Source organism: Flavobacterium pasteuri (assembly GCF_048286615.1).
GTDB lineage: Bacteria > Bacteroidota > Bacteroidia > Flavobacteriales > Flavobacteriaceae > Flavobacterium.
Window position 1 is genome coordinate 179,366 of record NZ_JBLVPN010000001.1, and the last position, 14,474, is coordinate 193,839.

Here is a 14,474-nt window from a genome sequence, read left to right on the forward strand (position 1 = left end):
TAAAAACAATTAAAATGGAAGACTTTCAAACAATTGCGATTTTTAATTACTCACATGAAATTGTAGTGCTGAAGCATTTATTAGAACAAGAAAAAATTAATTATTTTTTTGAAAACGAAACCTTAGTTTCCTTAGATCCATTTGGGAGTTTTGCCTACGGTGGAATCAAACTTAAAATTCACATCAATGATTTTGAAAAAGTGCAAGAATTTCTTGATGACTTGAATAACAATCTAAAAATCGTTTAAAGGAAATTAGAACAGTAAAATCTATTTTTTAAATTTTAATTTTTTCAAAGTTGTCAACATATATTTAAATAAACAAAAAGAAAAATTAAATTTAAATTCTTTCTTGGTTGTTATTATAGTGTGTTAATAGTGGCAATAAATTTATTTTAAAATGTATTGAAACCAAGTTAAAAGATGTTATACGGACTTATCAACATAGTTATTTTATACTAAAGTCTTCGTTTTAAAGTCTTTTCTAATTTTAATTAACAATGGTTAATAATCTAAAAAGAATTGATTTTGTAAATAAGTACTTTTCTAAAATTTGTTGATAAACTACTTTTTAATAATGATAACTATTCTAAAAATTCAACGAACTTAATTTGGATTTCTAATGCGGGTTTTGGATTACTTATTTTTTAGATACAACCATAAAAAACTTCTAATATTCTATCTAAAGTTATGAACATTCTATGTTAATTTAAAGTTAACTGAATATCAAGTGATTGCGTTTTGCTATTAACAATGTAAATTTTTAACATTTTAAATATAAAATATACATTGATTCACAGCTATTTATAAATTTATTAGAATTGTTGATAACCGCTAATATGATAGCAATCTGATAGTTATAAAATATCCTGTTAACTTATATTTTACTGACTTATATCAATTGTAATAATCAATTAAAGAAGCGAAATTTAAATTCTACAAAACTAGATTTCTTTATTTAAATTTGCACCACACAACTTAATACATACAAGATGAAAATCTCCATAGGAAACGATCACGCAGGACCAGATTACAAAAAAGCAATTGTTGAAATGCTTAAAGCAAAAGGACATGAGGTAACTAATTACGGAACAGATTCAGCAGACAGTGTGGACTATCCTGATTTTGGTCATCCGGTTGCGACTGATGTTGCTGAGGGCAAAGCTGATTTTGGAATTGTTATTTGCGGAAGCGGAAACGGAATTTCTATGACAGTGAATAAACAGTCTAAAGTTCGCGCTGCTTTATGTTGGATGAAAGAAATTGCAGTTTTGGCGCGTCAACACAATGATGCGAATATTATTAGTATTCCCGCTCGTTTTACTTCAATTCCACAAGCAGTAGAAATGGTAGAAGCGTTCTTAAACACCGAATTTGAAGGTGGAAGACACCAAAATAGAGTAGATAAAATTTCTTGTTAGAAATTTTTATTGACTGAATTTACATTAATTCAGTCAGTACGTTGACTGAATTTACATTAATTTAGTCAACGTACTGACTGAATTACTATTTTTTGATTATATTTGGTTTAGATTTCTAAATCAAATAGAATGGAAAATTATTTAAAAAGAGCAGTTTTTCAAGATTTTGGTAAAAAAGTACTTCCTAATAAAGTATTGATTTTACTAGGTGCTCGTCGTGTTGGAAAAACCGAACTAATAAAAAATTATCTTCAAACTATTCCTGATGGAAGTTATTTGCAACTGAACGGAGAAGATATCAATGACGCTAATTTACTCAAAGAACGTTCCGTAGCGAATTACAAGCGATTATTACTCAATATTGATTTACTGGTTATAGACGAAGCCCAAACGATTCCTGATATTGGTTTGATTCTAAAATTGATTGTGGATGCTATTGATGGAATCAAAATCATTGCTACAGGTTCCTCAATATTTGATTTAAACAACAATCTTGGTGAACCATTAGTAGGACGAAAAAACACGTTGTTTCTTTTTCCATTGGCACAAATGGAATATTCCCAGTACGAAAATTATAAACAAACTACAGAAAAATTAGAGGAAAGATTACTCTTTGGAAGTTATCCGGAACTGATTCAATATTCAGATTGGGAAGATAAAAAAGAGTATTTGTATGAAATCATCAATTCGTATTTACTGAAAGATATTTTAGTTTTTGAAGGAATAAAACACGCCGATAAAATATATGATTTGCTGCGTTTGATAGCCTATCAATTAGGAAAAGAAGTTTCGTTGCAGGAATTAGCAAATCAGTTGCAAATGTCTAAAAACACAGTTGCTAACTATTTAGATTTACTTTCTAAAGTGTTTATTATCTTCAAAGTAGAAGGGTTCAGTCGCAATCTTCGAAAAGAAATTGTAAAATCCAGCCGTTGGTATTTTTATGACAATGGCATTAGAAACGGCATCATTAATAATTTCAACCGATTGGATTCTAGAACAGATGTGGGCGATTTATGGGAAAATTACTTGGCAGTAGAACGCGTTAAAAAGCAAAATTACCTAAAAATAAAAACAAATAATTATTTCTGGCGGACTTATGATCAGCAAGAACTAGACTGGCTTGAGGAAAAAGGCGAAGAACTGGCTGGATTTGAGTTTAAGTGGAGTGAAACCAAAAAAGTCAAAATTCCTGCTGCTTTCGCAAAAGCCTATCCGGAAGCTACTTTTGAAGTAATCAACAAGAGTAATTATTTAGATTTTATAACATAGAAATACACAATAAAAACCTGCAATATCCCAATTAAAAAAAACTTCCATAAAAAAGACATTTTAGAAGTTTTGTGTCGAAAAAAAAGCATCGCTAAACCGGAACCAATTGTTCCGCCGATTAGACTCGTAAGCAATAAATTACGTTCAGAAATGCGCCTTTTTTGCTTTACGGCGAGCCGTTTGTCAACTCCTATTATTGAAAAAGCAACTAAATTAATAAGTGGAAAATACCAGAATAAAAAAGACATAAATAAGGAGTTTTGACTCAAAGATACTATTTTAGCAACATGATTTTATAATCTTAAATTTAAAATGACTAACATACAATTCATATCAAAAGTAGTTGCCACTGCAGCAATAAACATTGAAAAAACTGTTCAATTATTACAGGAAGATTGTACGATTCCTTTTATTTCAAGGTATCGAAAAGATACAACAGGAAATCTGGATGAAGTACAAATAGAACAAATTGCAAAGCTTCAAAAAGAATACGAGATTATTGTAAAACGCAAAGAAGCGATTTTAAAATCGATTCAGGAACAAAATGTGCTTAGTCCAGAATTAGAAAAAAAAATCCAACAGAGCTTCGATTTACAAGAATTGGAAGATTTTTATCTGCCATTCAAAAAGAAGAAAAAAACGAAAGCCGATGTTGCCCGTGAAAACGGATTAGAACCGTTGGCAAAAATCATCATGGCGCAAAATAATGATGATGTCGATTTCATTTCAACACAATATTTGAATGAAAATGTCATCAATGAAGAAGCAGCTTTGCAAGGAGCAAGAGACATTATTGCCGAATGGATTAATGAAAATATTTATGTTCGAAAGCAACTCCGAAGATTGTACGAACGCAAAGCAACCATTACCACCAAAGTAGTAAAAACGAAGAAAGACGACGAAGCGGCGCAGAAATTCAATCAGTATTTCGATTGGTCTGAACCATTGACTAAAGCACCGTCCCATCGGTTATTAGCGATGCTTCGTGCCGAAAATGAAGGCTTTATCAAGTTTAAAGTAGCAGTTGATATTGATGAAGCGTATGATATTATTGATGCGTTAGTTTTAAAAGGTCAAAATAAAACTACGCCACATGTTCAATTAGCAATTGAAGACAGTTACAAAAGATTGTTGAATCCAGCCATTTCAAATGAAGCCTTGCAAGAAGCAAAAGCTAAGGCTGATGCCAATTCTATTCAGGTTTTTGCGAATAATCTGGGGCAATTATTACTGGCGCCGCCTTTGGGAGAAAAACGAATTTTGGCCATTGATCCTGGATTTAGAAGCGGTTGTAAAATTGTTTGTCTGGACGAAAAAGGGGATTTGTTATACAACGAAACCATTTATCCACATGCGCCTCAAAAAGAGGAAGCGATGGCGATGAAAAAAATCCGTTCGATGGTGAATTCGTATAAAATAGATGCGATTTCCATAGGAAATGGAACGGCTTCACGTGAAACGGAATTCTTTATTAAGAAAATAGCTTTTGATAGAGTGGTGCAGGTTTTTATAGTTTCTGAGGCGGGAGCATCGGTGTATTCAGCTTCAAAAATAGCTAGAGATGAATTTCCTAATTATGATGTCACGGTACGAGGTTCTGTTTCTATCGGAAGACGATTGAGTGATCCTTTAGCTGAATTGGTAAAAATTGACCCAAAAGCCATTGGCGTAGGCCAATACCAACACGATGTTGACCAAACCAAACTTAAAGAAGAATTAGACAGTACGGTGATTCGTTGCGTAAATTCAGTTGGGGTGAACATCAACACGGCAAGTAAACATTTGTTGAGTTATGTGAGTGGAATAGGAGAGAAGCTCGCTGAAAATATCGTGCAATATCGTTCCGAAAACGGTCCTTTTACTGATCGAAAACAACTCAAAAAAGTGCCGCGTTTGGGCGAGAAAGCGTACCAGCAAGGGGTTGCTTTTATCCGAATTTCGAATGCGAAAAATCCGTTGGATAATTCGGCGGTACATCCAGAAGCATACGGAATTGTAGAAAAAATGGCAAAAGATTTGAAATTAACGGTGCATGATTTGATTGCCAATAAAGAAAAAACAGCTTTAATAAAACCAGAAAATTACAGTACTCCAGAAATAGGTTTATTGGGATTGAAAGACATTATAAAAGAACTCGAAAAACCGGGGTTAGACCCAAGAAAATCAGCTAAAGTATTTGAATTTGACTCGAATGTAAAAACGATAAAAGATGTAAAAACGGGAATGGTTTTACCTGGAATAGTGAATAACATTACCAATTTTGGTTGTTTTGTGGATATTGGAGTGAAAGAAAGTGGTTTGGTTCACATTTCCCAACTCAAAGCGGGTTTTGTAAGCGATGTGAATGAAGTAGTGAAATTGCATCAACATGTACAAGTAAAAGTGACTGAAGTCGATGAGGATAGAAAACGGATTCAGTTGAGTATGATACTTTAAAAATAAAAAAAAGGCTTTTCAATTGAAAAGCCTTTTTTTTATTTTGTTTCTTCTTCTTTTTTATCAGCTGGTTGACTGTCTTTAGCAGCGTTTTTGAATTCTTTAATTCCGCTTCCTAAACCTTTCATTAATTCTGGAATTTTTTTACCTCCAAAAAGTAATAAAACAATGGCCAATATAACAAGGATTTCTGTAACACCTATACTACTCATAATACGATAATTTATGCCGGAGCAAATTTGTAATAACTTTAGAGGCAAAGGTATATAGAATTAGTTAACGGAAACTCATTTTGGTTCATTTATTTGGTTTCAAAAGCGTTAAAAATTTATTAAAAATAAATTTAGCTTAGGAAAACACTACAAAAACAAGCGAATACAATCAATCACAATAATTGTTTATATTTGTTCAATAATAAAAAAGTATGTTAAAAAAACGACTAAAACGGCGCAAACTCAAAGAAAATTTATTCAATAAACGACGTTTAATAATACTTAACGAAGATACTTTTGAAGAGACATTTTCTTTGAAACTTACTTTAATGAATGTTTTTGTTGTAGCGACTTTGGGAGCAATAATTATTATATTTATTACTACTTTTATTATTGCTTTTACACCATTAAGAGAATTTATACCAGGATATTCTTCCTCAAAATTAAAGAAAGAAGCAATGGAACTTGCTTTAAAATCAGATTCTTTGTCTCGTGCTTTAAAGAAAAATGAAGCATACATTCAGTCGATTCAAAGAGTGTTGATAGGAGAGTTAGAATATGCAAAATTCAATAAAGATTCAATACTTTCGGCTGCGGATGAAGTGCTTTCTCAAGCGGATTTATCGGCATCAAAGAAAGAATTAGAATTGAGAGAGCAAGTAACGAAAGAGGAAAAAAAATCGCTTTCTAAAAAATCAAAAACGGAGTAAAAAAAACCGACTTTTATCTTTTAAAGAACAAAAATAAAAATGTCAATAAAATCTACTGCTGCAAAATTATTTGCACAAAAAATATACAAGAAAACACAACTTTGGGCCAATAATCCTGTTGAAACTCAAAAGAAAGTTTTACAAAAATTAATCAAAGATGCGAAGAAAACACAATTTGGTATTGACCATCATTTTGATCAAATAAAAAACGAACAGGATTTTGCAAAGCAAGTTCCAGTAAGAGATTATGAGGCTTTGAAACCGTATGTTGATAAGGTGGTAAAAGGTCAGGAAAACATCCTTTGGAAAGGAAAGCCGCTTTATTTTGCCAAGACTTCAGGAACTACTTCTGGGGCAAAATACATTCCGTTGACTAAGGAATCCATGCCTTTTCATATTGAGGCGGCTCGAAATGCAATTCTACATTACATTCATGAAACTGGAAACGCTGATTTTGTTGATGGTAAAATGATTTTCTTACAAGGAAGCCCATTGTTAGAAGAAAAAAACGGCGTTAAATTAGGCCGATTGTCTGGAATTGTGGCTCATTTTGTTCCAAAATACCTTCAAAAAAATAGAATGCCTTCTTGGGAAACCAACTGTATCGAAGATTGGGAAACCAAAGTAAACGCAATTGTCGAGGAAACATTTAATAAAGACATGAGGGTTATTTCCGGAATTCCGTCTTGGGTTCAAATGTATTTTGAGAAATTGCATCAAAAAGGAGGGAAGCCAGTAGGAGACATCTTCAAAAACTTCAATTTGTTTATTTACGGCGGTGTGAACTATGAACCGTATCGCGCTAAATTTGAGAATTTGATAGGAAGAAAAGTCGATAGTATTGAATTATTTCCTGCTTCGGAAGGATTTTTTGCCTATCAGGATTCGCAAAAAGAAAAAGGAATGTTGCTGCTTTTGAAATCTGGAATTTTCTATGAATTTATAAAAAGTGACGAATTCTATACTGATTCCGCCGGGACGGGACCAAGACGTTATACGATTGGCGAAGTAGAATTGGGCGTAAATTACGTTTTAATCATTTCTACCAATGCGGGACTTTGGGGATATAATATAGGCGATACCGTTCAGTTTACGAGTTTAAAACCTTATAGAGTTATAGTATCGGGAAGAATCAAACATTATATTTCGGCTTTTGGAGAACATGTCATTGGTAAAGAAGTGGAAAGTGCGTTGCAGGAAGCAATTATTGGAACAGATATACGCGTCAATGAATTTACGGTGGCGCCACAAATCACGCCGGCAGAAGGATTGCCGTATCACGAATGGTTCATCGAATTTGATACCGAATCATCGGGTGAACCAGAAGATTTAAAGTGTTTTGCGGAAGCGATAGACAACGCGATGCGAAAACAAAATATGTATTATGATGATTTGATTGTGGGTAAAGTGTTGCGCAAAGTGGTTGTCACCAAAGTGGCTAAAAATGGCTTCCAAAATTATATGAAATCGATAGGTAAACTGGGTGGCCAAAATAAAATCCCGAGACTCTCTAATGATAGAAATATAGTGGATTTGTTAAAAAGAGAATAGATGAAAGAAGAAAGATATTGGGTATTATTATTTTTAACTTGTTTCTCAATTACGGCTCAAATCAAAGGTTATGTAGTTGATGACAAAAACCAATCCATTCCCTATGTTAATATTTGGGTGGAAAATGAAAATATCGGGACGACATCCGAGGAAAATGGTTCGTTTTCTATTCATGTCGAAAATCAAAATAAGGTTTTGATTTTCTCCGCTTTGGGTTTTGAAACCAAGAAAGTTAAAGTTTCGGAAGCAGAAAAAGTAGTCTTGAAAGGAATAACTTTTCAGTTGGATGAAGTGGTTATTTCTAAAAGTAGAAGAACAGTAGAAATAGAGATTGGAGGCTCTAAAAATAAAAATTTGTCAAATTTATCAGTTGCTAAACCTTTGATTTTTGCTAAACGATTTAATTATAGTAGTGATTTTTCAAAAACACCATATATTAAAAACACTATTATTTTTACGAAAAATGAAATAAAAAATGCCAATTTCAAATTAAGAATTTATGGAGTAGACAAAGAAGGTGGCCCAGGTTTAGATTTATTAAATGAAGATATTATTGTAAATGTTAAAAAAGGGAAAAGAGAAAATAAAATTGATTTAACTAATTATAATTTGCTAATTCCCCAAAACGGAATTTTTATAGCTTTCGAATCAATGATTATAGAAAGCAATAAGTTTGAATTCAAATATAAAGAAAGCAATTCAAAAAAAATAAGAGAACAAGTAGCATACGCTCCCAATATTGTTTGCAATGCAGTAGAACTAGAAAATACGTTTGAATATAGTGGAGGGAAATGGATTCAAAGAAAAAAATCAGTTACTGAAAATATTTATAAAAATAAAGTTATTGAACCTGCAATTAATCTTACTTTAACGAATTAGAAAATAAAAAAACTACCTTTGAAGGTTAGAAAATAAGTAGAAAATGAAAGAGACTAAAAATATATCACGCTCCAGAGCGCAAGAATCATCGGCGGCAATTGAAAAGATGTACATCACCATGCGCCATCTTTTCAATAGAGGATTTTATAAGCCAATGGGAGTTTCCGGAGATACATTGAGAGAAGCATTATTGGCATTAAGACCAGAAATATATGGAAATATTGCAGATGAAAAAGTAGAATTAAATGGACTTTTGTATGTTATAGAGCGTCTTCCGGTAGGAATTGAAGAATGTAGATTTATCAATTTAACTTCGGAAGAAGGGTATTCAAAATCTCATTTTCAAGCGATTGTTCCTCCAAAAAGAAGACGCAATTGTTACCGTATAGATGAGGAACAAATGAACGTGGAAATTACCCGCGGACGCTCCGATATTTATGATATTTTGACGCATTTGACGTTTATTTTCATTGAGTCTCACAAAATTAGAAACAGAGTTTTACTGGATGATGCCGGCGAAGTTTCCCGCGATTGGTTCAAACTGGAACAAGCCGTCTCTCAAAAGAAAAAACTGACTCTGGTAGAAAAAGAAAAAGCCATTTCACATGCTGCAAATATTCTGGGAAGAACATTTGAGGAAGTGTTGGATATTTATGATGCATTTGGTTCAACTACGGCGCCAGATCGATTTTTGCATGTTATTTTTTGGTTAGGAAAACTAGCCATTGAAGAAATAGTTGACGATAACAAGAGAACAATAACGTTTAGTCCTATTTTAAGAGAACGTTTGGGACATCATATTCACGGCGAAATTTGGGCTACAAATATCAAGGAGGTTTTAAAAGAAAACCAACTTTTAGACCGACCAATTCATGTGATTAGTGCGAACATGCACAGTGTGATGAATTCTATTTTTGCCACCGATGTTTTAAAAACGAAGTTTAAAGACAGGTCTGATTTCTTTATTTATGAAGAATTGAGTAAGTCTGGAGCTAATGAAGTTCGAAATCAAGTTTCGGCAGTAGCGTTGAAACAAGGAATGATTTCGTTGCCGGATACTTCAGGAACAAATATAGATGTACAGATTTTTGATACTGCCAAAATTGACTGGTCTAAAACATCGTTTCCAAGGGCAAATACCGGAGATAAAAAACCAGTGCTGATTGTTATGGATTACGCTTTTGGGGAACAAGCGTATGAAACCATTGATGAGTTATTGAAACCGTATAAAAAAGCGATTTTGCTTAATGTAGAATCAGTTTCTATCATGGGGAAAGCAGGAATTCTGGAAGGCGGTAAAGGGGACATTATGATTCCCAATGCTCACATCAATGAGGGAACAGCAGATAATTATTTTTTCGAAAATGAATTGACTGCCGAAATGTTTGAAGGAAATGATATTGCTGTTTTTGCCGGACCAATGGTTACTGTTTTGGGAACTTCATTACAAAATAGAGAGTTATTAAAATTTTTCTACGAATCAACTTGGGGAGTTATTGGATTAGAAATGGAAGGTTCTTACTATCAAAAAGCAATTCAATCGGCTTCAAAAATTAGAAAAAGTGTTCCTCATGATGTGAAGGTGAGATACGCGTATTATGCCTCTGATAATCCGCTAGAAACTGGAAGTACATTGGCCTCAGGCGGACTTGGAACTACGGGTGTAAAGCCAACATATTTGATTACTATTAAAATATTGGAACAAATTTTCAACGTAAAATAAAAACATAGGATGAACAAAAACCAACCCAATAACCAAGAGGATCAAGAGATTGATTTGATGCAAATTTCTAAAAAAATAGGAAGTTTTTTTCAAAATATTAATACGTTTTTATTTAACTGTATTCAGTTTTTTGTAAAAAATGCGATTGTAATTTCAATTCTGTTAGTAATTGGAGTTGGAGTAGGGTTTTATTTAGATGTGACAAAAAAAAGCTATAATCATCAAATTACAGTAACTCCAAATTTTGGCAGCACGGATTATTTATATTCAAGAATAGACTTGATTGAATCAAAAATCCAAGAGGAGGACACTGTTTTTTTGAAAGAAGTGGTCGGGATACAAAAACCTAAAGAAATTAAGAAAATAGAAATCAATCCAATAGAAGATGTTTATAAATTTATTGAAAATAAACCAGAAAATTTTGAACTAATCAAGTTGATGGCCGAAGATGGAGATATTAAAAAAACCGTCGAGGATAAATTGACCAGTAAAAATTATACATTTCATAAGTTGTCATTGATCACCGGTAAATTAACCAATGATAAAGAAACAGTTCAACCTTTATTAAACTTTTTGAACGAAACGGATTATTACAAGAAAATTCAGAAAGGAGTAATAAACAATATTCAAATTAAGATAGTTCAAAATGACTCTATTATTTCACAAATAAATGGAGTTTTAAACGGCTTTTCTACTAGGATGAATGGTGCTACAAAAAGTGATAAGCTGGTTTATTATAATGAAAACACGCAGCTTAATGATATTATCAAGACTAAAGAAGCTCTAATTAATGAACAAGGAACCAATAGAGTTAGTTTGATAGGATTAGATAAAATTGTTAAAGACAATAGTTCAACACTAAATATTGAAAATAAGAGTTCAATCAACGGAAAATTAAAATTTGTTCTGCCAATTTTGTTTATCCTATGCTTTATTCTTTTTCGATTGTTTGGTGCTTTTTATAGAAAACAATCTTTGAAAGCACTACAAAACAGTTAATTGTTTGGGTAAACGATTATAAAGTAAAAAATAATTCAAGAACAGATAAATATATAAAAACAGATTTCTCTTTAATAAATAAAATATATTTTTGTAAAAAAACACAGATGAAAATAAAATTAATAGTAGCAAGTTTTTTCTTAACGTTAGCATTAGTTTCTTGTAAAAAAGAAGATAATAAAGGTGTGGTTGCCCCGGTTGAAGAAGTAAAAGCCAACACATTTGATGTTGCAGTTGAGTTGGTGATAAAAAAAGATGACGAATTAATCCTTTTTTATAAAGACCCCTCAATTAATTATTTTGACGAAAAAAATACCGTTTATTATGGTTTAAAAGGTAAAAAAGAGTCACAAACCGTAATATTCAGCATTCCTGAAGGAGTTTTACCAAATGATATTCGTTTTGATATAAGTTCGAAAAAAGAGCAAGAACCGGTAAAAATTAACGCCATAACTTTAAGTTTTGAAGGAAGAACATTCAGAGTTGATCAAAAGGATTTACTGAAATATTTTACACCGAATGAATTTATAACATTTGATGAAGCTTCTTCAACAGCGACCTTTATTCTAAAAGGAGATCAATATGACCCAATTTTTAATACAAAACCAGCAATTTACGTAGAGTTAGAAAAAGTTAGAGGGGTTAAATTATAGTCCATAATAAACAAAATTTTCAAAGGCTATTCCTGACAAGGTTTAGCCTTCTTTTTATAAAAAACAGATGAAATAATGTTTAGTTTTTTTAATAAAGTTCTATACGATAAAAAGCACAAAATATTAGTTTCTAATTTTGTTTACCTTGCTATACTCCAAGGTTTAAATTTACTTTTACCATTAATTACTTTCCCTTATTTAGTCAGAGTTTTAGGGATAGAAAATTTTGGATTACTGTCTTTTTCATTGGCATTAATTACTTATTTTCAGATTATTACAGATTTTGGATTCAACTCAATTGCTACCAGAGATATTTCAGTGGCAATTGAAGACAAAAAAATGCAGCAAGATATCTTTAATGATGTAATGTCTACAAAGTTATTTTTGCTTTTTTTGTGTTTCCTTTTGATGTCAATTATCGTTTTTAGTTTTGAAATATTCAGGAATCATTGGGAAATTTATTTTTTCTCTTTTGGATCTGTTCTTGGACAGGCTATTTTTCCAGTTTGGTTTTTCCAAGGAATGCAAAAGATGCGGTATATTACTTATCTGAATCTATTTACAAAAATCATTTTCACAATCGCAATTTTTGTTTTTGTTAAACAACGAGAGGATTATTTTTTAGTCCCTATTTTCAATGCTTTGGGCTTTATAACCGCTGGAATTCTATCTTTTTATTTTGTGAAAAAACACTTTGATTTACAATTAAAATTACAATCCTTTCAAAGAATCAAAAACCAATTAATTAAAGGGAAGTATGTTTTTTTGTCCGAATTAAAAATTTCTTTGTTTACCAATACCAATACATTGATATTAGGGATTTTTGTAGGCAATCAAGCAGTTGGTTACTTTAGCGCTGCAGAAAAATTAGCCAGAGCAATTGGAAATTTTCAAAATCCTATTTCCAATGCCTTATTTCCTTTTTTGGCAAATGAAATGATTTCAAATAAAACACATACGATTAATAAAATAAATAAGATAACAAGAATTGGCGCACTATTTTTTTCGATTATAATGTTCTTAGGATTCTTTTTTGCTAAGGAAATTATAACGTTAGTTTATGGACAAGCGATGAATCCAGCGATCATTTTATTTAAAATATTGATAATTATTCCACTTGCTTCATTTCTGGATACGATGTTCGGTAAACAAATTTTATTAAATTTAGGGAAGGATAATTTATATTTTCGTGTCATTTTATGGGCAACCGTTTTAAATATCTGTATAAATTTAGGATTAACCTACTTTTATGAAGCACTTGGAACGGCCATTGCACTTACTGTAACACAAATTTTTATAGTAGTAGGAATGTGGTTTTATGCAAAAATAGAAACGGATAAATTCAGCTAATAAAATGAGCCATGACACAAATTAAAGTAAGCGTCATTATTCCTGTATACAATGCAGAAGGATTTTTAGGGGATTGTATTCAATCCTTGATAAGTCAAACATTACAGGAATGTGAGTTTATTTTTGTCAACGACGGCTCCTCGGATTCCAGCCAACAAATTATAGAACAATTTCAGAAAAAAGACAATAGGATTATCCTGATTAATCAAGAAAATAAAGGCATTAGCGGCGCCAGAAATACAGGAATTGAGGCCTCAACAGGCACTTATATTGGGTTTGTTGATAATGATGACTCAGTAAAGGAAACTATGTTTGAAACGTTATACAACAACGCCATAAACAACGATTTCGACATTGTAGTTTCTAAAACCATTTTAGGCAGAGATGGTAAGTATATCATTAAGCAAGCCGTTTTCCCTGTAGAAAAAATATATGATGGGGAGTTTATCCAGAAAAATATTATTCCAAGTTTATTGCGCGAGGAAGATTTATTTGCCGTTTGGAATAAAATTTACAAACGCAGTTTAGTGTTTCAGCAGCAAATTCGATTCCCAAAAATAAGGGTTATTGAAGAAGACAATATGTTTAATATTCAAGCATTTAATAAGGCTTCTAAAGTGATTTTCATAGACTACAGTGGTTATTTTTATAGAGAGGTAGTTACAGGCGAATCTAAGAAAACAATTGAAAATGATTATTTTGACAAGGCGCTGCAAAAATTCCATTTTGATTATAAAAAGGAATATAATCTTTCCATCACTTATCAAGAATTAGAAAAGCTAAAAGCCATTCGTTTCATCCATAGAGTATGTTATTTAGTATTTAAATGCGCCACAGCAGAAACTACTTTCGACAAAAAATCAAGCTATATTAAAAACATGGTTTTTCACCCAACAGTCTTTTCTTTGTCAAATCAATACAGCAATGAAATATTGAATAATAAAGGGAAATTCGAATTTCTGGTTTTGAAAATTATAAAAAACAAGTCGATTGTTGGTTTAAATTTATTAGTTTTATCAATTAAAACGTTTTACCATCCCAAAATTTCAGAAACCATTCGGTTTTTAAATAATCCAAGAATACAAAACACCTAAAAACAAAAAATTGCTCAGAAAATCATATACAACCCTTTTTTTTCTAGGCCTTTTCTTTTTTTCGTTTAACGAATATGAAGGTCTGCCAATACTTGGAGAGTTTAAAAGTGAGGCTGGTGCAGTTTTCTTTTTGTTGGGATTTTTACTATTAATTATTGAATCTGGTTTTGCTAAA

Annotated in this window: 14 protein-coding genes; 12 read left to right on the top strand and 2 right to left on the bottom strand. The window is 31.8% G+C overall.

What is annotated here, in order from left to right:
* Positions 1-14: 14 nt before the first annotated feature.
* The 3 genes from ACNQF6_RS00820 (at position 15) to ACNQF6_RS00830 (ending at position 2,692) form a co-directional block, all read left to right on the top strand.
* Positions 15-248, top strand: coding sequence for a DUF2007 domain-containing protein (locus ACNQF6_RS00820; RefSeq protein ID WP_417962355.1), 234 nt, complete (start codon positions 15-17; stop codon positions 246-248).
* A gap of 743 nt (positions 249-991) precedes the next feature.
* Complete coding sequence (rpiB, locus tag ACNQF6_RS00825; RefSeq protein WP_099713954.1) at positions 992-1,420, top strand: ribose 5-phosphate isomerase B; 429 nt, start codon at positions 992-994, stop codon at positions 1,418-1,420.
* Positions 1,421-1,549: 129 nt separating this feature from the next.
* Positions 1,550-2,692 carry an ATP-binding protein gene (locus ACNQF6_RS00830; protein WP_417962357.1) on the top strand — a complete coding sequence of 381 codons (1,143 nt, stop codon included), beginning with the start codon at positions 1,550-1,552 and terminating at the stop codon, positions 2,690-2,692.
* On the opposite strand, the gene ACNQF6_RS00835 is transcribed toward ACNQF6_RS00830, so the two are convergent.
* Complete coding sequence (locus ACNQF6_RS00835; protein WP_417962359.1) at positions 2,671-2,940, bottom strand: DUF1294 domain-containing protein; 270 nt, start codon at positions 2,938-2,940, stop codon at positions 2,671-2,673. The genes ACNQF6_RS00830 and ACNQF6_RS00835 overlap by 22 nt on opposite strands.
* A gap of 64 nt (positions 2,941-3,004) precedes the next feature.
* Between ACNQF6_RS00835 and ACNQF6_RS00840 the strand changes: the two genes are divergently transcribed.
* On the top strand, positions 3,005-5,128 hold the full coding sequence (locus ACNQF6_RS00840) for a Tex family protein (protein WP_417962361.1): 2,124 nt from the start codon (positions 3,005-3,007) through the stop codon (positions 5,126-5,128).
* A 38-nt stretch (positions 5,129-5,166) separates the two neighbouring features.
* Here the strand turns inward: ACNQF6_RS00840 and tatA are convergent, their stop codons facing one another.
* Positions 5,167-5,340 (bottom strand): twin-arginine translocase TatA/TatE family subunit, encoded by a 174-nt coding sequence (tatA, locus tag ACNQF6_RS00845; RefSeq protein ID WP_131914599.1) that lies wholly within the window; start codon positions 5,338-5,340, stop codon positions 5,167-5,169.
* Between the two features lie 212 nt (positions 5,341-5,552).
* On the opposite strand from tatA, the gene ACNQF6_RS00850 reads away from it, so the two are divergent.
* From ACNQF6_RS00850 to ACNQF6_RS00885, 8 genes are all read left to right on the top strand, one after another.
* Complete coding sequence (locus ACNQF6_RS00850) at positions 5,553-6,050, top strand: peptidase (protein ID WP_417962363.1); 498 nt, start codon at positions 5,553-5,555, stop codon at positions 6,048-6,050.
* A gap of 39 nt (positions 6,051-6,089) precedes the next feature.
* Complete coding sequence (locus tag ACNQF6_RS00855; RefSeq protein ID WP_417962365.1) at positions 6,090-7,601, top strand: GH3 family acyl-acid amido synthetase; 1,512 nt, start codon at positions 6,090-6,092, stop codon at positions 7,599-7,601.
* Positions 7,602-8,480: a carboxypeptidase-like regulatory domain-containing protein gene (locus ACNQF6_RS00860; protein ID WP_417962367.1), complete on the top strand. Its 879-nt coding sequence runs from the start codon at positions 7,602-7,604 to the stop codon at positions 8,478-8,480. It abuts the gene before it with no gap.
* Between the two features lie 43 nt (positions 8,481-8,523).
* The gene (locus tag ACNQF6_RS00865; RefSeq protein ID WP_417962369.1) at positions 8,524-10,203 is read left to right on the top strand and encodes a DUF6909 family protein; all 1,680 of its coding nucleotides are present in this window, start codon (positions 8,524-8,526) and stop codon (positions 10,201-10,203) included.
* 9 nt (positions 10,204-10,212) lie between these two features.
* Positions 10,213-11,202 (top strand): hypothetical protein, encoded by a 990-nt coding sequence (locus ACNQF6_RS00870; protein WP_417962371.1) that lies wholly within the window; start codon positions 10,213-10,215, stop codon positions 11,200-11,202.
* Between the two features lie 107 nt (positions 11,203-11,309).
* Positions 11,310-11,855, top strand: a complete 546-nt coding sequence (locus ACNQF6_RS00875) for a hypothetical protein (RefSeq protein ID WP_417962373.1) — start codon at positions 11,310-11,312, stop codon at positions 11,853-11,855.
* Positions 11,856-11,930: 75 nt separating this feature from the next.
* A complete protein-coding gene (locus ACNQF6_RS00880; RefSeq protein ID WP_417962375.1) occupies positions 11,931-13,205 on the top strand; it encodes a flippase in 1,275 nt (424 codons plus the stop codon).
* Between the two features lie 11 nt (positions 13,206-13,216).
* On the top strand, positions 13,217-14,299 hold the full coding sequence (locus tag ACNQF6_RS00885) for a glycosyltransferase (protein WP_417962377.1): 1,083 nt from the start codon (positions 13,217-13,219) through the stop codon (positions 14,297-14,299).
* The last annotated feature ends 175 nt before the right edge of the window (positions 14,300-14,474 follow it).